This is a genomic window from Streptomyces sp. UF-297, from assembly GCF_058245575.1.
This window is the reverse complement of the sequence record NZ_JBSIBZ010000072.1, coordinates 1-17,218: the sequence shown is the minus strand read 5'-3', so window position 1 is coordinate 17,218 and position 17,218 is coordinate 1. Positions and strand designations below refer to the sequence as shown.

The following is a 17,218-nucleotide window of genomic DNA, read 5'->3' as shown; positions in this document are numbered from 1 at the left end:
GCCAGTTGACTCCCCCGCCTCCCGGCTCAGGCCAGCTCGCCGGTGACCTCCTGGACCGCCTCGACCAACGTCCCGGCCTTCAGGAATCCGTACGCGGCCTCCAGGTCCGGCGCCAGGAAGCGGTCCTCGCCCGGCCCCTGCACCCCCGCCGCCCGCACGGCCTCCAGCACCGCGCGCGAGGCGGGCGCGGGCGTGAGGCCCTCGCGCATCTCCAGGGCCCGGGTCGCGGCGTACATCTCCACGGCGAGCACCCGCGTCAGGTTGTCCACGGCCGTGCGCAGCTTGCGCGCCGCCGACCAGCCCATGGAGACATGGTCCTCCTGCATCGCCGAGGACGGGATGGAGTCCACCGACGCCGGGGCCGCCAGCCGCTTCATCTCGCTGACCAGCGCGGCCTGCGTGTACTGGGCGATCATCAGCCCGGAGTCCACTCCGGGGTCCCCGGCCAGGAAGGCGGGCAGCCCGTGCGAGCGGTTCTTGTCCAGCAGCCGGTCGGTGCGCCGCTCCGCGATGGAGGCGAGGTCGGCCGCGGCGACCGCGAGGAAGTCCAGTACGTAGGCGACGGGGGCGCCGTGGAAGTTGCCGTTGGACTCCACCCGGCCGTCGGGCAGCACCACCGGGTTGTCCACCGCGGCGGCCAGCTCGCGGTCGGCGACCAGCCGCGCGTGCTCAAGGGTGTCCCGGCCCGCGCCCGCCACCTGCGGGGCGCAGCGGATCGAGTACGCGTCCTGGACCCGCGGCGCGTCGTCCTGGTGGTGGCCGGTCAGGCCCGAACCGGCCAGCACCTTCAGCATGTTGGCGGCAGCGGCGGCCTGGCCCGGGTGCGGGCGGATGGCGTGCAGCTCGGGCGCGAGCACCTTGTCCGTACCCAGCAGCGCCTCCAGCGAGAGCGCCGCGGTGATGTCGGCGGAGGTGTAGAGGCGCGCGAGGTCGGCACAGGCCATGACGAGCATGCCGAGCATGCCGTCGGTGCCGTTCAGCAGCGCCAGGCCCTCCTTCTCGCGCAGCTCGACCGGTGTGATGCCGTGCTCGGCCAGCAGCTCCCCCGCGGGCCGTACGACCCCGTCGGGGCCCTCGGCCGCGCCCTCGCCCATCAAGGTCAGCGCGCAGTGCGAGAGCGGCGCCAGGTCGCCGGAGCAGCCCAGCGAGCCGTACTCGTGCACGACCGGGGTGATACCGGCGTTGAGCACGGCGGCCATGGTCTCGACGACCAGGGGACGCACGCCCGTACGCCCCGAGGCCAGCGTCTTCAGCCGCAGGAACATCAGCGCGCGCACCACCTCGCGCTCCACCTGCGGCCCCATCCCGGCCGCGTGCGAGCGCACGATGTTGCGCTGCAACTGGGCGCGCAGATCGGGGCTGATGTGCCGCACGGCCAGCGCGCCGAAGCCGGTCGAGACGCCGTAGACCGGGTCGGGCTTGGCGGCGAGGTCGTCGATGAAGGCGCGGGAGGCGGCGACGGCGGCCCTGGCCTGATCGGACAGCTCGATACGGGCGGCGCCGCGGGCCACGGCGATGACATCCTGCGCGGTCGTGCCGGACGTCCCCAGCACCACGGTGTGCATATCCATATTCAGGCACCCTAGAGACTGAATCGACGGATGTCACCACTGGATCCGGGGATCACTCCTTACCCTGTCACCCCGCTCGTGCGCGCCTCCTGGGGAAGGCCGTTCACCTCCGGAAGCGCCGGCGTTCGGCCGTCGGGCGGCTCTGCGGCGCGTCCGCGAGGCGTACGACCGGGTCGTCGGGACCGCCGTCCCGCCCGGCGACCACCGGCTCGCGCGACCGGGCGGCCTTGGCGCGGTACTGGGCGGCGTCCGCGAGCCGGAACAGCCGCCGCGCCGACCGTACGGGCCCGATCGGGTCCCCGGTGGAGGCCACCCCCACCGCGACCCCCTCCCCCAGCTCCAACTCCCCTGCCCGCCTGCACAGTTCACCGGCGACCTTGACCACCTCGTCGGCGGGCGGCCCCACCACCAGCAGACAGAACTCGTCCCCGCCCAGCCGCGCCGCCAGCGCGCCCGGCAGCATGGCGCCGCACAGCGAGAGCACCGACCCGAAGCGCTCCAGCAGCCGGTCGCCGACCGCGTGGCCGTGCGAATCGTTCACCGCCTTCAGCCCGTTGAGGTCGCACACCACCAGGCTGACCACCGCCCCGTCCGTGCGGTGCGCCTCCAGCGCCTCGTCCAGCCTTATGTCCACCGCCCGCCGGTTGGCCAGGCCCGTCAGCGAGTCCGTGAACGCCAGGCGCCGCGCCTCGGCGAGGCGCTCGGTCTGCGCGATACCGGCCGCGGTGACCGCCGCCAGCACCGTCGCGAAGTCGGCGTCCTGCCGCCCGAAGACCGGCTGCCCCGCCCGCCGGGCCACATACAGCTCGCCCCACGCCCGCCCGTGCAGCACGATCGGCGCCACCACGCAGCACCCCCGGCCGCGGCGCCGGAGCGCGGCCACCCGCTGGTGGTTGTACGGCCCCTCGTCCAGCGGCCCCTCGGCGGTCTCCACCCACGCGTTGGGCTCGCCGCCCCCGGCCCACCGCTCGTGCAGAAACCCGACGATCTCCGGGAACTCGTTGACCGGATACGCCTCGCGCCGCGGGAACTCCTCCTCCCCCGGCGCCAGTTCGCCGACGTTGACCAGGACCTTCAGCAGCCCCAGATCCCGCTCCCACGCGGAGATCGCGGCGAAGGAGCCGCCCAGCGCCTGCCGCACCCCCTCCGCCGCGGCGTGCACCGACTCGCGCGGGGTGTGCGCAGCGGCCATCGCCTGCGCCAGCTCCACCACGGCCCGCAGCCTCGCATCACCCTCGTCCGTCACCGGACCCTCACATTCCGTAACCGTGCGTACACCCTGCACTACAGCGTAGGAATGTTTCGCCCCATTCGCCCCCTCCCGCCACGCTCACTCTGCGTGACATACGGGAATGTCCGCGCCGGGTGTCCCGGCTACTCACCCGGCCACTGGGGCGTCCGCTTCTCGTTGAAGGCCGCGACGCCCTCCGCCCGGTCCCCGGAGAAGGCCACGGTGCGCCAGGCCCCGTCCTCCAGCTCCAGCCCGGCCCGCAGGTCCAGCCCGTTCCCCAGCCGCATGGCGCGCTTGGCTGCCCGCAGCCCGACCGGCGAATTGCGCGCGATCCGCCCCGCCAGCGCCAGCCCTTCGGCGCGCGCCTCACCCGCCGCGACGAGCTGGTCCACCAGCCCCAACTCCCGTGCCTCGACTGCCTCCACCCGCCGCGCGGTGAAGATCAGCTCGGCGGCCCTGGCCGCGCCCACCCGGCGCGGCAGCAGCTGCGTGCCCCCGCCGCCGGGGATCACCCCGACCGACACCTCGGGCAGCCCGACCACGGCCGTACCGTCCGCCACGATCAGGTCGCAGGCCAGCGCCAGCTCGTACCCGCCGCCCAGGGCGAAGCCGTGCACCGCCGCGACGGTGGGCATCGGCAGCTCCAGCACGCCCGTGTAGGCGGCGCGGGTCGTGGGCCGCTGGCGCCGCAGGTCCGCGTCCGAGAAGGAGTTGCGCTCCTTGAGGTCGGCGCCCACACAGAACGCCCGCTCATGGGTCGAGGTCAGCACGACCGCGCGGGCGTCCGGGTCCTCGGCCAGCGCGGCGCAGGCCTCGGTCAGCGCCCGCGCCATGTCCGTACTGATCGCGTTCATCGACTTGGGCCGGTCCAGCGCCAGCTCGACCACGAACCCGTCGTGCCGCCGCACCTCGACCCACTCACCGAACCGCTGCCCGTCCATACGTGCCGCCCTCCCGGTTAACGACCGATAACACCGATGACGCAGCATGGATCATCGCATCGCCGCACCGCTCAGCGGGAGCCCCCCACGGCCTCACATGCCGCGCGGTCCGGGAACAGCACTCGAAGACAGGGGCTCGACGACAGGCGCTCCAAGGCAGGCGCTGCGGTCGCGGGCGCTCAGCCGCGGCGGCTGAGCAGCCACGGCTCCACGACGCCCAGGCCGCGCACCGGGCGCTGCCACATCGGCTGGAGCGCGAAGCGGTACTTGGGCGCCGGGACGTCACCGCCCCCTTCGGCGGCCGCCTTCTCCGCGGCCACCGCCTCCGCCTCGGACACCGGCGCGTCGCCCGTACGCCCCAGCTCCTCCGCGAACGCCTCGTCCACCAGCACGGTGTCCTTGGGCGCTATCGAGGTGAGCCGGCTCGCGAGGTTCACGGTCGTGCCGAAGACGTCGCCCATGCGCGTGGTGACCGTCCCGAACGCGATGCCCACCCGCAGCTCGGGCATGGTCTCGTCGTGGGTCATCGTCTCGATCAGCCGCAGCCCGATCTCGGCGGCGGTCCCCGCGTCGTCGGCGGCGAAGAGCACCTCGTCGCCCAGCGTCTTGATCAGCCGGCCGCCGCGCGCGGCCACCAGGTCGGCGGCCGTGGTCTCGAACGCCTCGACCAGCTCGCCCAGTTCCTCTTCCTCCAGGCGCCGGGTCAGCCGCGTGAAGCCCACCAGGTCGGCGAAGCCGACGGCCAGGCGCCGGTCGACCATCTCGGCGTCGTCCTGGGCCTGCACGACCCGCCCGGTCGCGGCGGCCAGCTGCCGCCGCCAGACGTAGACCAGGAACTCCTCCAGCTCGGGCAGCAGCAGCTCCACGAGCGGATAGGTGATCTCCGTACGGGTCAGGCCGGAGTCCTGGGGCTCGGTCAGGCCCTCCAGGAAGGAATCTATCTGCCAGTCGGCGAGCCGGGCGGTGGTCTGGCCCGTGGAGCGGGCGACCTGCACCGCCATGGCCTCGCTGAGCAGCCCGGCCTCCACCAGGCCGGCCAGCCGCCGCAGGGCCAGCACATCGGCCTCGGTCAGCGCCTTGACCTGGCCGATGTCGGCGAAGCCCATGGCGCGCCAGAAGCGGGAGGCCAGTTCCATGGAGACGCCGGCGCTGCGCGCGGCCTGGAAGGGGGTGTAGCGGCGGTCGGCGCCCAGGATGAGCTGCTCCAGGCGGATGGCGATGGTGTCGTCGCCCTCGCCCTCCTCGCCGCGGCCCCCGTGGGCGCCGTCGCCGTTGCTGCCGCTGTGGCCGCCGCCGTCGGCGCCGTCACCGCCGCGGACCGCGACGCCCTCGCCGTAGCCCCGGTCGATGCCGTCGGCGCGGCTGCCCTCGCCGCCGGCCCGCGCCGACGTCACGCCCGTGTCGGGCTCCGCGTCGCGTGGGACGGTGCCCGAACCGCGCGGGGCGGCGCCCGAGTCGTCGACGGTCACCGCCCGCCCCCTGTCCGATCCCTGCGCACTGCCCTTCCGATCACTTCTCGCTCGTACGTAGTCCGGCTGGCCTGCTGCCCGGCTGCCCGGCCGTCGCGGGTGTTGCCCTCGCCCGCGCGCCGGATCGCCTCAACGATACGGCAGGTGTGCTCTGGCTCACTCTCACATCCCGCGCATATAGCCCCTTTAGGCATCACAGAACCCACAGGTCCCACTCCGGCCGCCCACCGGCACCCGCCGACTGGCCGGTTGACGACACCCGGCCGCCCTTCCCCGGCCAACCGGCCGAGCGGACCGGCGGCCCCGGGCGAGCGGACCGGGCGGCACCGCGCTACGGCCCCGACCGACCCGGCAGCCGACCGCCCGCGCCCTACTCCGCGGCCCGCAGATGCACGATGTCCCCCGCCCCGACCGGCTGCTGCACCCCGTCTTCGGTGGCCAGCACCAGCCGCCCGTCCCCGTCGATGGCCACCGCCTCGCCGAGCAGCTGCCGCCCGCCGGGGAGTTCGGCGCGCACCGACCGCCCGAGCGTGGCGCAGCCGGCCGCGTACGTCTCCTGCAGGCGGCTGGCCGCCGGGTCGCCGCCCGCCTCCTGCCACTGCCCGTACCACTGCTCTAGCGAGCGCAGTACGGCGCGCAGCAGCGGGTCGCGGTCCCTGCCCTGCGCCCCGGCCAGCGCGAGCGAACCGGCGCCGGGTACGGGGAGTTCCTCGGCGCGCAGCGAGACATTGACGCCGATGCCCAGGACCACGCCGTCCCCGGCCCGCTCGGCGAGGATGCCGCCGGCCTTGCGCTCCTGGCCGCCGACCGTCACCAGCAGGTCGTTGGGCCACTTCAGCGCGGTGTCGACGCCGGCGCTGCGCGCCAGCGCACCGGCCACCGCGACCCCGGCGAGCAGCGGCAGCCAGCCCCAGCGCTCCACCGGCGAGGTGGGCCGCAGGAAGACGGAGAAGAAGATCCCGGAGCGCGGCGGCGCGGACCACCGGCGGTCCAGCCGTCCCCGCCCCGCCGACTGCTCCTCGGCGACGAGCACCGCTCCCTCGGCCAGCTCGCCCTTGGCCGCGAGCGCCGCCAGGTCGGTGTTGGTGGAGCCGGTGCGCTGCACGACGTCCAGGGAGGTCCACAGCGCGCCGGGCCGCAGCAGCGCCCGGCGCAGCCCGGCCGCACCGAGCGGCGGCCGGTCCAGATCGGACCAGCGCCCGCCCGCGCCCTGTTCTTTGTCCTGGTTTTCGGGAGGTTGAGGCGTCATGGCCCCCAGCCTAGGTGTGGCCAACGACGCAGTGCCTGTGAGCAGTCCCGCCGATACGCTACGAAGCGGTAGCAGTCATGCCGCAGTCCCGTACCACCTCGTGTACCACCCTTTGTACGAGCACCAGTCCAGGACGAGCAGGAGCCGCATCCCGATGTCCGAGCCGGAAGTCACCATTCACACCACAGCGGGCAAGCTGGCCGACCTTCAGCGCCGTACCGAAGAGGCCACGCACGCCGGCTCGGCCCGCGCGGTGGAAAAGCAGCACGCCAAGGGCAAGTTGACGGCGCGTGAGCGGATCGAGCTGCTGCTGGACGAGGGGTCGTTCGTCGAGCTGGACGAGTTCGCCCGGCACCGCTCCACCAACTTCGGGCTGGAGCAGACCCGCCCGTACGGCGACGGTGTGGTCACCGGGTACGGCACGGTCGACGGCCGTCCCGTGGCCGTCTTCTCGCAGGACTTCACGGTCTTCGGCGGTGCGCTCGGCGAGGTCTTCGGCGAGAAGATCGTCAAGGTGATGGACTTCGCGCTGAAGAACGGCTGCCCGGTCGTGGGCATCAACGACTCCGGCGGCGCCCGCATCCAGGAGGGCGTGGTCTCGCTGGGGATGTACGGCGAGATCTTCCGCCGCAACACCCACGCCTCGGGCGTCATCCCGCAGATCAGCCTGGTGGTCGGCCCGTGCGCGGGCGGCGCCGTCTACTCCCCCGCCATCACCGACTTCACGGTCATGGTCGACCAGACCTCGCACATGTTCATCACGGGCCCGGACGTCATCAAGACGGTCACCGGCGAGGACGTGGGCTTCGAGGAGCTGGGCGGCGCCCGTACGCACAACACCACCTCCGGTGTGGCGCACCACATGGCGGGCGACGAGAAGGACGCCATCGAGTACGTCAAGGCGCTGCTGTCCTACCTGCCCTCCAACAACCTCTCCGAGCCGCCCGCCTTCCCCGAGGAGGCGGACCTGGAGACCTCGGAGGCCGACCGCGAGCTGGACACGCTCATCCCGGACTCGGCGAACCAGCCCTACGACATGCACACCGCCATCGAGCACGTGCTGGACGACGCCGAATTCCTGGAGACCCAGGCGCTGTTCGCGCCCAACATCCTGACCGGCTTCGGCCGGGTGGAGGGCCAGTCGGTGGGCGTGGTGGCCAACCAGCCGATGCAGTTCGCCGGCTGCCTGGACATCAACGCCAGCGAGAAGGCCGCCCGTTTCGTTCGCACCTGCGACGCGTACAACATCCCGGTACTGACCTTCGTGGACGTGCCGGGCTTCCTGCCGGGCACGGACCAGGAGTACGACGGCATCATCCGCCGCGGCGCCAAACTGATCTACGCCTACGCCGAGGCGACCGTCCCGCTGATCACCGTCATCACGCGCAAGGCGTTCGGCGGCGCGTACGACGTCATGGGCTCCAAGCACCTGGGCGCGGACCTGAACCTCGCCTGGCCGACGGCGCAGATCGCGGTCATGGGCGCGCAGGGCGCGGTCAACATCCTGCACCGCCGCACGCTGGCCGCCATCGAGGACCCCGCCGAGCAGGAGACCAGGCGCCAGGAGCTGATCAGGGACTACGAGGACACCCTGCTCAACCCCTACATCGCGGCCGAGCGCGGCTATGTGGACGCGGTGATCATGCCGTCCGAGACGCGCCGCCACATCGTGCGCGGGCTGCGCACGCTGCGCAACAAGCGCGAGTCGCTGCCGCCCAAGAAGCACGGCAACATCCCGCTGTAGCCGGCCGGGGCCGGTGGCCGCCGGGCCGCCGGCCGCCCGCTCCACCCCCGCCAGGAAGGGTCATTGACGATGATCAAGGTCGTACGGGGCAACCCGACCCCGGAGGAGCTGGCCGCCGCTCTGGCGGTGGTGCAAGCGCGCGCGGCGGCCGCCGCTGCCGCCGCGCCGCAGGGCGGCCGCGGCCAGGAGTGGGCCGACCCGGCCTCCTCGGTCCCGGCCCGCCGGGTGCCGCACCCGGGTCCGCGGGCCTGGCGCACGACGTACTGGCCACGGTGACTTTCCGGCCACACCCGGCGCCGGCGGCCGTCCTTCCCCAAGCGGCGGCCGGCGCTGTCCGTGACCGTCCACTCGCTGAACGGTCACCGAAATCCGGGTGAACACCCCATGATCGCTGTATTGGCCACCGGACTAGTCCTTCCTTTGCCGTGGCTTGAGTACGCGTACTCAGGCGCCGGCGCCGCGCCGGGCTCAGGATCGAAGGCATGCTGTGGTCCGATCCGCCCGATGAGCCCCCCGAGGAGCTGCGCCAGGTCCAGGCGATGCTCCGCCGGGCGGGCATCGTGCTGGCCGTGGCTGTGGTGATTCTCATGGTGCTGCTGGGCAGCAGGTGACACCTGACGGCCGGGTGCTGCAACCGCGACGGCCGCGATCTCATCTTTCACTCTCGAAGAGCGCAATTCGGTCTTGCGTATCGTGCCAGGAGCACGCCGACAGCGTGCGGGGCAGGTGCAGGCGTACGGAGAGTGTGGGAGTAGCAGATCGATGAACAAACCGCTGAGGCATATAGCCGTCTTCTGCGGGGTGCTCGTCCTCGCCCTGCTGGGGCGGGTGACCTGGGTCCAGTTCGTCCAGAGCGACTCCCTGGCCAATGACGAGCACAACCGCCGGGTGAAGATCGAGGCGTACTCCTACCCGCGCGGCAACATCATCGTCGGCGACAAGCCCATCACCGGCGCCGTGGAGACCACGGGATCGGACTTCAAGTACAAGCGGACGTTCAAGGACGGCCCGATGTACGCCCCGATCACCGGCTACTCCTCCCAGGCCCAGGGGCCGATCTTCCTGGAGGGCGTCTACGACAAGGTCCTCAGCGGCAAGGACGACCGGCTCTTCCTCAAGCGCGCCAAGGACATCCTCACCGGCGACAAGCCGCGCGGCGGCGATGTGCTGACCACCATCAACGAGAAGGCGCAGAAGGCCGCCTGGAAGGGCCTGACCGACCTCGGCGAGAAGGCCAAGGGCGCGGTCGTGGCCATCGAGCCGGGCACCGGCAAGATCCTCGCCATGGCGAGCTACCCCTCGTACGACCCCTCGGTCTTCGCGGGCAACTCCATCAAGGAGAGCCAGAAGTACGTCGACCTGCTCAAGGACAAGAGCAAGCCGCTGAACAACCGCGCCACCCGCGAGATCTACCCGCCCGGCTCCACCTTCAAGATCCTGACCGCGGCCGCCGCGCTGGAGACCGGCGCGGTCACCGACATCAACGCCTCCTCGGGCGCCGCCGCGCCCTACCAGCTCCCGCTGAGCACCACGAAGATCGGCAACGACGTCCCCAACGCGATGTGCGACAAGGTGTCGATGAAGGTCGGCATGCAGTGGTCGTGCAACAACGTCTTCCTCGACGCGGCGCTGAAGGTCGGCAAGGACAAGATGAAGCAGACCGCCGAGGCGTTCGGCTTCAACGAGGAGCTCTTCACGCCGGTGCGCTCGGCCGCCAGCGGCTACCCCGACAAGCTCGACAAGCCGCAGACCGCGATGACCGGCATGGGCCAGGGCAGCCTGACCTCCACCCCGCTGCAGATGGCCCTGCTGACCGCGGGCCTGGCCAACGACGGCAAGGTGATGAAGCCGCAGATGGTCGAGGAGCTGCGCGGCCCCGACCTGTCCGTACTGGAGAAGTTCCAGCCCGAGCCGCTGCACAAGGACAAGCCGCAGGCCGTCTCCGAGGCCACCGCCAAGAAGGTGCAGGAGATGATGGAGTTCACCGCCAGCGACGGCTCCGCGAAGAAGGCGCAGATCCCCGGCGTCACGGTCGGCGGCAAGACCGGCACCGCGCAGCACGGCGTCGACGTCAACGACGAGCGCCCGTACGCCTGGTTCGTCTCCTACGCCAAGGGCCCCGACGGCAAGTCGCCGGTCGCCGTCGCCGTCTTCGTCGACCCCAAGGACATGGACATCCCCCGCAAGGACATCGCGGGCGGCCGCCTGGGCGCCCCGATCGCCAAGTCCGTCATGGAAGCGGTCCTCAACAAGAAGTAGGGACCGGGCGCCCCTTTACGATGGCGGGCATGACCGATCAGTCCCGTGGCCGCCGGCTCGTGCTCGCCTCCCAGTCCCCCGCCCGTCTCGGCCTGCTGCGGCAGGCCGGGCTCGCGCCCGAGGTCGTCGTCAGTGGTGTCGACGAGGACGCGATCAGCGCGGACAGCCCGGCCGAGCTGGCGCGGGTGCTGGCCGAGGCGAAGGCCGAGGCGGTGTCCGTACGGCCCGAGACCGCGGGCGCGCTGGTGATCGGCTGTGACTCGGTGCTGGAGCTGGACGGGCGGGCGCTGGGCAAGCCGGCGGACGCGGAGGACGCCACCGCCCGCTGGAAGTCCATGCGCGGCCGCTCGGGCGTCCTGCAGACCGGCCACTGCGTGATCGACACCGCGAGCGGACGGCGGACCTCGGCGACCGCCTCCACCACCGTCCGCTTCGGCGAGCCCACCGACGCCGAGATCGCCGCGTACGTCGCCTCCGGCGAGCCGCTGTACGTCGCGGGCGCCTTCACCCTGGACGGCCGCTCCGCGCCCTTCATCGACGGGATCGACGGCGACCCGGGCAATGTCATCGGCCTCTCGCTGCCGCTGCTGCGCACACTGCTCGCCGAGCTGGGCACCGCGATCACCGATCTGTGGACGCCGACACCGGCCCCGGCCGCGGAGTAACTACCTCCGCTTTCCCCGCTATCTGACGTACTGCGCCTCAATGGCCACAAGCCGCACAGTAGTTAGCCAATCGAGAGATCGATTTCGCGCCAGCCGTGGCTAACATCGCCCTTACAGCGTGATCAGGGGGAGCGAGCGGAAGGGCACAGCGTCGTGCGCACTAACAGGTGGAGTCCGGTCCGGATCGCGATCTGGATAGCCGTGGCGGCGGTCGGCGCCGCCGGGTGGGCGGTGCTCGCCCTGTCCCGCGGCGAGAAGGTCTCGGCGATCTGGATCGTGGCGGCCGCCGTCGGTTCGTATCTGATCGCCCAGCGCTTCTACGCCCGCTTCATCGCCCGCAAGGTCCTCCAGGTCGACGACCGCAGGGCCACACCCGCCGAGCGGTTCAACGACGGGGTGGACTACCACCCCACCGACCGCCGGGTCCTGTTCGGCCACCACTTCGCGGCCATCGCCGGGGCAGGCCCCCTGGTCGGCCCGGTGCTCGCCGCGCAGATGGGATATCTGCCCGGCACCATCTGGATCATCGTCGGGGTGATCTTCGCGGGCGCGGTGCAGGACATGGTGGTCCTGTTCTTCTCGATGCGCCGCAACGGCAAGTCGCTGGGGCAGATGGCCCGGGACGAGATCGGCCGGATCGGCGGGATCGCCGCCCTGATCGCGGTGTTCGCGATCATGATCATTATTCTCGCGGTGCTGGCGATGATCGTGGTCAACGCCCTGGCCGAGTCCGCCTGGGGCACCTTCTCCATCGCCATGACCATCCCGATCGCCCTGCTGATGGGCTTCTACCTGCGCTTTCTGCGGCCCGGCAAGGTCACCGAGGTCTCCCTGATCGGTGTCGTCCTGCTGCTCGCCGCCATCGTCGGCGGCCGCTGGATCGCCCAGTCCCCGATCGCCGACGCCTTCGTCCTCTCGCCGCGCACCCTGGTCATCTGCCTGGTCGCGTACGGCTTCATCGCCTCCGTCCTGCCGGTGTGGATGCTGCTCGCCCCGCGCGACTACCTCTCCACCTTCATGAAGGTCGGCACGATCGTCCTGCTGGCGGTCGGCGTGCTGCTGGCCAACCCCGACCTGGCCGTCGCCCCGGTGAGCCACTTCGCGCGCGAGGGCACCGGACCGGTCTTCGCCGGCGGCCTGTTCCCCTTCGCGTTCATCACCATCGCCTGCGGCGCCCTGTCCGGCTTCCACGCGCTGATCTCCTCCGGCACCACCCCGAAGATGATCGAGAAGGAGTCGCAGGTCTCGCTGATCGGCTACGGCTCCATGCTGATGGAGTCCTTCGTCGCGGTCATGGCGCTGGTCGCCGCCTGCGTCATCGACCCGGGCCTGTACTACGCCATGAACGCCCCCGCGGGCGTGCTGGGCAGCTCCCTGGAGTCCGCCTCCCAGGCGGTGGCGAACTTCGGCTTCCACATCACCCCCGACCAGCTGCAGTCCTGGGCCCACGCCGTCGGCGAGGAGTCCCTCGTCTCCCGTACGGGCGGGGCGCCCACCCTCGCGGTCGGCATGGCGCTGATCCTCGCCAAGGCCTTCGGGACCGACGGCATGATGTCGTTCTGGTACCACTTCGCGATCATGTTCGAGGCGCTGTTCATCCTGACCGCCGTGGACGCGGCGACCCGGGTGGGCCGCTTCATGCTCCAGGACATGATCGGCAACGCCGTACCGCGCTTCCGCGACAAGGACTGGAAGCCCGGCATCTGGATCACCTCCGCCGTCGTCGTCCTGGCCTGGGGCTACTTCCTGTGGGTCGGCGTGAACGACCCGCTGGGCGGCATCAACCAGCTCTTCCCGCTCTTCGGTACGGCCAACCAGCTGCTGGCCTCCATCGCGCTGGCGATCTGCACCACGCTGCTGGTCAAGTCGGGGCGTCTGAAGTGGGCCTGGGTCACCGGCGTCCCGATGGTGTGGGCGCTGGCGGTGACGATGACGGCCAGCTGGCAGAAGATCTTCTCCGACAACCCCGCCATCGGCTTCTTCGCCCAACGCGCCAAGTACGCCGACGCGTTGGCCGACGGCAAGACCCTGGCTCCGGCCAAGAGCCTGGACCAGATGTCCACCGTCGTCCACAATTCCACCGTGACCGGCACCCTCTCGATCGCGTTCGCCGCCCTCACCCTGGTCATCGTGGCCTCGTGCGCCGTCGTCTGCGTCAAGGCCGTCCGCAACGGCGGCTCGCTCCCGCTGCGCGAGGGCGAGTACGTCGAGTCCCAACTCGACGCCCCCGCCGGGATGTTCGCCGCCCGCGACAAGCAGCGCGAGCTCGCCGCCACGGGCGGGCGCGGCGAGGACGGCGCCGCGTGACGGCCGCCGCCCCCGCCGGGGCGGGCCCGCTGCCCCGCCTGCGCCGCGCCGCGTCCCGACTCCTTTGGTACGTACGCGAGTTCAACGGCGAGCACGCCTACGACCGCTACGTCGCCCGTGCCCGCGCCCACGACCCCCAGGCGCCGGTCCTGACCCGCCGCGCGTTCGAGCACCGCCGCACCGACCGCCGCGACGCCGATCCCCGCGAGGGCGGGGGCTGCTGCTGAGCGGCCTGCGGCGCGGGGCGTACGCCGCACATGTGCGATTCTGGAGGGTCCGTACGGGAAGCCGCCCGACGGCGGATCCGTGAAGGAGCAGACGGCGCCATGACCGCGACCCCCGCAGCCGCGACGCCCCCGCAGGGGCCGCAGTCCGTGGACCGCGCGCTGGACCTGCTGGACGCCGTCGCCGCCGCGGCGGGCCCGGTCACCGCCAAGGCGCTGGCCCGGCAGCTGGACTGCGGCCTGTCCACGGTCTACGCGCTGCTGGGCTCGCTGACCTCGCGCGGGCACCTGACCCGTACGCCCGCCGGCTACACCCTCGGCCACCGCGTACCGTCCCTGCACCGCGCCTTCCAGCGGCAGCTGCGCATCGACGAGGGCGTACACGAACTGCTGCTGCGGCTGCGCAGGACGATCGGCGCCGAGACGTACTTCAGCACCTACCGCGGCGGCGAGATCGCCGTGCTGGACGGCACCACCCCCGTCACCGCCCACGACCCCTTCGGCGTCCTGAGCGCCGGCCGGGACACCACGGCGCACGCCACCGCCCACGGCAAGGTGCTGCTCTCCGCGCTGTCCCCGGCCGCCCGTCGCCAGTACCTGGCCGCGGCCGGGATGCGGCGGCTGACCGCGCGCACGATCACCTCGCCCGAGCGCCTGGAGGCCGAGCTGCGCAGGGTGCGCCGGGAGGGTTTCGCCGTGGAGGTCGAGGAGGTGGTGGACGGCATGGCGTGCGTCGCCGCGCCGGTGCGCACCACGGCGGGGAGCCGTACGGCCCTGTCCGCGGCGCTGCCGCTGGAGGAGTTCACCCGCCACCGCGCCGCGCTGACGGCGGCCGTCCAGCGGGCCGCGGGCGAGGCCGCGGCGCTGAGCTGAGCGCTCGGCCGGGCACGCGGTCTCGAATCCGCGGGCCGGTGGGGGTGCTCGCGCAGTTCCCCGCGCCCCTCAAGAGGCGCGGACGCGCACCGGAGGGCCGTACGCCACCAGGGTCAGGACGACCAGGCCGAGCACGACCATCATCAGCGCGAACGCGAGCCAGCCCACCAGCCCCACGACGAACGCGCCGAGCACGCCGTGCACCACCGCGCAGGTGATCAGCACGATCCGTCCGAAGCCGCCGGGCGCCCGGTCGCGTACCCCGGTGCGCAGCAGGACGAGCGCGCACAGCAGCAGATACAGGCCGATCACGATGCCCGCCACCCAGGCGCCCACCGACATCGCGCCGGGCTCCAGGCCCGCCATCGACATCCGCTGCCGGTCCACGACGATGCTCAGGATCCAGTTGAGCAGCGCGATCCCGAGCGCTTCCAGGAACAGCACCACGGCCGCCACCAGCGCCACCGGCCTGCGCGCCACTGCGCCCACCCACTTCCACGGTGTTACCCCGAGTACGAGAGACATCGGAACGCTACTAACCGGTAATACTGAGGGCAAGAGGTCTGCGGCACACCGGAGCGGCAGGCGCCGAAGGCGACGGGGTACGCCGCATGCCACGGCAAAGTTTCCTTCGCCCATTCGTAGGGACTCCACAAAGAATCGTCGGCATCTGGAACTCACAGCTGCCGAGACCTAGGCCACACCACCGTGCCCGCACCGCACCGGCACGGCAGGCCTACCCTGGAATACCAAGGGACTTTCGTCCCGCACCCGCGTCAGGTGCACGCTCCGTGTGGGCAAGCTCACGCCCGGGGACGGGTCGGCACGCGGTGTCGCCAGTCCCTAAACTCACCTTGTTTCAAGGAGGGAGCCATCGTGCGCAAGGTGCTCATCGCCAACCGTGGCGAAATCGCTGTCCGCGTTGCCCGTGCATGCCGGGACGCCGGGATCGGGAGCGTAGCCGTCTACGCCGACCCTGACCGGGATGCCCTGCACGTCCGCGCGGCAGACGAGGCATACGCCCTGGGCGGTGACACTCCTGCCACCAGCTACCTGGACATCGCCAAGGTCCTTGCGGCCGCCGCCGATTCGGGCGCGGACGCCATCCACCCGGGCTACGGCTTCCTCTCCGAGAACGCCGAGTTCGCCCAGGCCGTCCTCGACGCCGGGCTGACCTGGATCGGCCCGCCGCCGCAGGCGATCCGCGACCTCGGCGACAAGGTCGCGGCCCGGCACATCGCCCAGCGGGCCGGTGCGCCCCTGGTGGCCGGCACCCCGGACCCGGTCTCGGGCGCCGAGGAGGTCGTGGCCTTCGCCGAGGAGCACGGCCTGCCCATCGCCATCAAGGCGGCCTTCGGCGGCGGCGGCCGAGGCCTGAAGGTCGCCCGCACCCTCGAAGAGGTCCCGGAGCTGTACGACTCCGCGGTACGCGAGGCCGTGGCCGCCTTCGGCCGCGGGGAGTGCTTCGTGGAGCGCTACCTGGACCGCCCGCGGCACGTGGAGACCCAGTGCCTGGCCGACAGCCACGGCAACGTGGTCGTCGTCTCCACCCGTGACTGCTCGCTGCAGCGCCGCCACCAGAAGCTGGTCGAGGAGGCCCCGGCGCCGTTCCTGTCCCCGGAGCAGAACGCCGAGCTGTACCGCGCCTCCAAGGCGATCCTGAAGGAGGCCGGCTACCAGGGCGCGGGCACCTGCGAGTTCCTGGTCGGCCAGGACGGCACGATCTCCTTCCTGGAGGTCAACACCCGCCTGCAGGTCGAGCACCCGGTCACCGAAGAGGTCACCGGCATCGACCTGGTCCGCGAGATGTTCCGCATCGCCGACGGCGAGGAGCTGGGCTACGACGACCCGGCGGTGCGCGGCCACTCCTTCGAGTTCCGCATCAACGGCGAGGACCCGGGCCGCAACTTCCTGCCCGCGCCCGGCACGGTCACCCGCTTCGACGCCCCCACGGGTCCGGGTGTACGCCTGGACGCGGGCGTGGAGGCCGGCTCGGTCATCGGCCCGGCCTGGGACTCCCTGCTGGCCAAGCTGATCGTCACCGGCGCCACCCGCGAGCAGGCGCTGCAGCGCGCCGCCCGCGCGCTGGGCGAGTTCACCGTCGAGGGCATGGCCACCGCCATCCCCTTCCACCGCACGGTGGTCAAGGACCCGGCGTTCGCGCCCGAACTGACCGGCTCCGCCGACCCGTTCACGGTCCACACCCGCTGGATCGAGACGGAGTTCACCAACGACATCCCGGCCTTCGCGGGCGTCGCCGAGGCCGATGAGGCCGAGACCGACAGCCGCGAGACGGTCGTCGTCGAGGTCGGCGGCAAGCGCCTGGAGGTCTCGCTGCCCTCCTCGCTGAGCATGCCGCTGGCCCGCGCCGCGGTCGCGGGCGGTGCCAAGCCCAAGCGCAAGGCCGCCAAGAAGTCCGGCTCCGCGGCCTCCGGTGACGCGCTGGCGTCCCCGATGCAGGGCACCATCGTCAAGGTCGCCGTCGAGGAGGGCCAGCAGGTCGCCGAGGGCGAGCTGGTGGTCGTCCTGGAGGCGATGAAGATGGAGCAGCCCATCAACGCGCACCGCGCCGGCACCATCAAGGGCCTGGCCGCCGAGGTGGGCTCCTCGCTCACCTCCGGCGCCGTGATCTGCGAGATCAAGGACTGACCGGGCCCGTACGCGGATGAGGGGCGCCCGGCCGCT

The 17,218-nt window shown here is 72.1% G+C and carries 15 protein-coding genes; 9 read left to right on the top strand and 6 right to left on the bottom strand.

Annotation, left to right across the window (positions count from 1 at the left end; translation table 11 throughout):
* Positions 1 to 26: 26 nt before the first annotated feature.
* From hutH to AC4IJH_RS31705, 5 genes are all read right to left on the bottom strand, one after another.
* Positions 27 to 1,571 carry a histidine ammonia-lyase gene (hutH, locus tag AC4IJH_RS31725; RefSeq protein WP_490855381.1) on the bottom strand — a complete coding sequence of 515 codons (1,545 nt, stop codon included), beginning with the start codon at positions 1,569 to 1,571 and terminating at the stop codon, positions 27 to 29.
* Between the two features lie 103 nt (positions 1,572 to 1,674).
* Entirely contained in the window at positions 1,675 to 2,763 is a 1,089-nt protein-coding gene (locus AC4IJH_RS31720) for a GGDEF domain-containing protein (RefSeq protein ID WP_490855415.1), read from the bottom strand.
* 182 nt (positions 2,764 to 2,945) lie between these two features.
* Positions 2,946 to 3,743 (bottom strand): enoyl-CoA hydratase/isomerase family protein, encoded by a 798-nt coding sequence (locus tag AC4IJH_RS31715; protein ID WP_490855380.1) that lies wholly within the window; start codon positions 3,741 to 3,743, stop codon positions 2,946 to 2,948.
* Positions 3,744 to 3,922: 179 nt separating this feature from the next.
* Positions 3,923 to 5,212, bottom strand: coding sequence for an adenylate/guanylate cyclase domain-containing protein (locus AC4IJH_RS31710; protein ID WP_490855379.1), 1,290 nt, complete (start codon positions 5,210 to 5,212; stop codon positions 3,923 to 3,925).
* Positions 5,213 to 5,582: 370 nt separating this feature from the next.
* Positions 5,583 to 6,461, bottom strand: a complete 879-nt coding sequence (locus AC4IJH_RS31705) for a biotin--[acetyl-CoA-carboxylase] ligase (protein ID WP_490855378.1) — start codon at positions 6,459 to 6,461, stop codon at positions 5,583 to 5,585.
* Positions 6,462 to 6,615: 154 nt separating this feature from the next.
* Here AC4IJH_RS31705 and AC4IJH_RS31700 point away from each other — a divergent pair, with 154 nt between their 5' ends.
* The 8 genes from AC4IJH_RS31700 to AC4IJH_RS31665 all read left to right on the top strand — a co-directional run bounded on the left by AC4IJH_RS31700 (position 6,616) and on the right by AC4IJH_RS31665 (position 14,533).
* Positions 6,616 to 8,205, top strand: a complete 1,590-nt coding sequence (locus AC4IJH_RS31700; protein WP_490855377.1) for an acyl-CoA carboxylase subunit beta — start codon at positions 6,616 to 6,618, stop codon at positions 8,203 to 8,205.
* 69 nt (positions 8,206 to 8,274) lie between these two features.
* Entirely contained in the window at positions 8,275 to 8,481 is a 207-nt protein-coding gene (locus AC4IJH_RS31695) for an acyl-CoA carboxylase epsilon subunit (RefSeq protein WP_490855414.1), read from the top strand.
* 206 nt (positions 8,482 to 8,687) lie between these two features.
* Positions 8,688 to 8,816, top strand: coding sequence for a morphogenic membrane protein MmpB (gene mmpB / locus AC4IJH_RS31690; protein WP_490855376.1), 129 nt, complete (start codon positions 8,688 to 8,690; stop codon positions 8,814 to 8,816).
* A gap of 151 nt (positions 8,817 to 8,967) precedes the next feature.
* Positions 8,968 to 10,464 carry a peptidoglycan D,D-transpeptidase FtsI family protein gene (locus tag AC4IJH_RS31685; RefSeq protein WP_490855375.1) on the top strand — a complete coding sequence of 499 codons (1,497 nt, stop codon included), beginning with the start codon at positions 8,968 to 8,970 and terminating at the stop codon, positions 10,462 to 10,464.
* Positions 10,465 to 10,493: 29 nt separating this feature from the next.
* Positions 10,494 to 11,129 carry a Maf family protein gene (locus AC4IJH_RS31680; RefSeq protein ID WP_490855374.1) on the top strand — a complete coding sequence of 212 codons (636 nt, stop codon included), beginning with the start codon at positions 10,494 to 10,496 and terminating at the stop codon, positions 11,127 to 11,129.
* Positions 11,130 to 11,282: 153 nt separating this feature from the next.
* Positions 11,283 to 13,436, top strand: a complete 2,154-nt coding sequence (locus AC4IJH_RS31675; protein WP_490855373.1) for a carbon starvation CstA family protein — start codon at positions 11,283 to 11,285, stop codon at positions 13,434 to 13,436.
* Positions 13,433 to 13,663: a CstA-like transporter-associated (seleno)protein gene (locus AC4IJH_RS31670; RefSeq protein ID WP_490855372.1), complete on the top strand. Its 231-nt coding sequence runs from the start codon at positions 13,433 to 13,435 to the stop codon at positions 13,661 to 13,663. Before AC4IJH_RS31675 ends, AC4IJH_RS31670 begins: the two co-directional genes overlap by 4 nt.
* Positions 13,664 to 13,762: 99 nt before the next feature.
* Complete coding sequence (locus tag AC4IJH_RS31665) at positions 13,763 to 14,533, top strand: IclR family transcriptional regulator (protein WP_490855371.1); 771 nt, start codon at positions 13,763 to 13,765, stop codon at positions 14,531 to 14,533.
* Positions 14,534 to 14,602: 69 nt separating this feature from the next.
* Here AC4IJH_RS31665 and AC4IJH_RS31660 read toward each other — a convergent pair whose 3' ends face one another.
* Positions 14,603 to 15,058, bottom strand: coding sequence for a hypothetical protein (locus tag AC4IJH_RS31660; RefSeq protein ID WP_490855370.1), 456 nt, complete (start codon positions 15,056 to 15,058; stop codon positions 14,603 to 14,605).
* 351 nt (positions 15,059 to 15,409) lie between these two features.
* Between AC4IJH_RS31660 and AC4IJH_RS31655 the strand changes: the two genes are divergently transcribed.
* Positions 15,410 to 17,182, top strand: coding sequence for an acetyl/propionyl/methylcrotonyl-CoA carboxylase subunit alpha (locus AC4IJH_RS31655; RefSeq protein ID WP_490855369.1), 1,773 nt, complete (start codon positions 15,410 to 15,412; stop codon positions 17,180 to 17,182).
* Positions 17,183 to 17,218: the final 36 nt, after the last annotated feature.

What these genes read in the sequence shown, in the direction of transcription:
- AC4IJH_RS31715 (WP_490855380.1), bottom strand. Translation starts at nt 3,743, where the DNA reads ATGGACGGGCAGCGGTTCGGTGAGTGGGTCGAGGTGCGGCGGCACGAC.
- AC4IJH_RS31695 (WP_490855414.1), top strand. Translation starts at nt 8,275, where the DNA reads ATGATCAAGGTCGTACGGGGCAACCCGACCCCGGAGGAGCTGGCCGCC.
- AC4IJH_RS31685 (WP_490855375.1), top strand. Translation starts at nt 8,968, where the DNA reads ATGAACAAACCGCTGAGGCATATAGCCGTCTTCTGCGGGGTGCTCGTC.
- mmpB (WP_490855376.1), top strand. Translation starts at nt 8,688, where the DNA reads ATGCTGTGGTCCGATCCGCCCGATGAGCCCCCCGAGGAGCTGCGCCAG.
- AC4IJH_RS31720 (WP_490855415.1), bottom strand. Translation starts at nt 2,763, where the DNA reads ATGGCCGCTGCGCACACCCCGCGCGAGTCGGTGCACGCCGCGGCGGAG.
- AC4IJH_RS31700 (WP_490855377.1), top strand. Translation starts at nt 6,616, where the DNA reads ATGTCCGAGCCGGAAGTCACCATTCACACCACAGCGGGCAAGCTGGCC.
- AC4IJH_RS31665 (WP_490855371.1), top strand. Translation starts at nt 13,763, where the DNA reads ATGACCGCGACCCCCGCAGCCGCGACGCCCCCGCAGGGGCCGCAGTCC.
- AC4IJH_RS31705 (WP_490855378.1), bottom strand. Translation starts at nt 6,461, where the DNA reads ATGACGCCTCAACCTCCCGAAAACCAGGACAAAGAACAGGGCGCGGGC.
- hutH (WP_490855381.1), bottom strand. Translation starts at nt 1,571, where the DNA reads ATGGATATGCACACCGTGGTGCTGGGGACGTCCGGCACGACCGCGCAG.
- AC4IJH_RS31660 (WP_490855370.1), bottom strand. Translation starts at nt 15,058, where the DNA reads ATGTCTCTCGTACTCGGGGTAACACCGTGGAAGTGGGTGGGCGCAGTG.
- AC4IJH_RS31680 (WP_490855374.1), top strand. Translation starts at nt 10,494, where the DNA reads ATGACCGATCAGTCCCGTGGCCGCCGGCTCGTGCTCGCCTCCCAGTCC.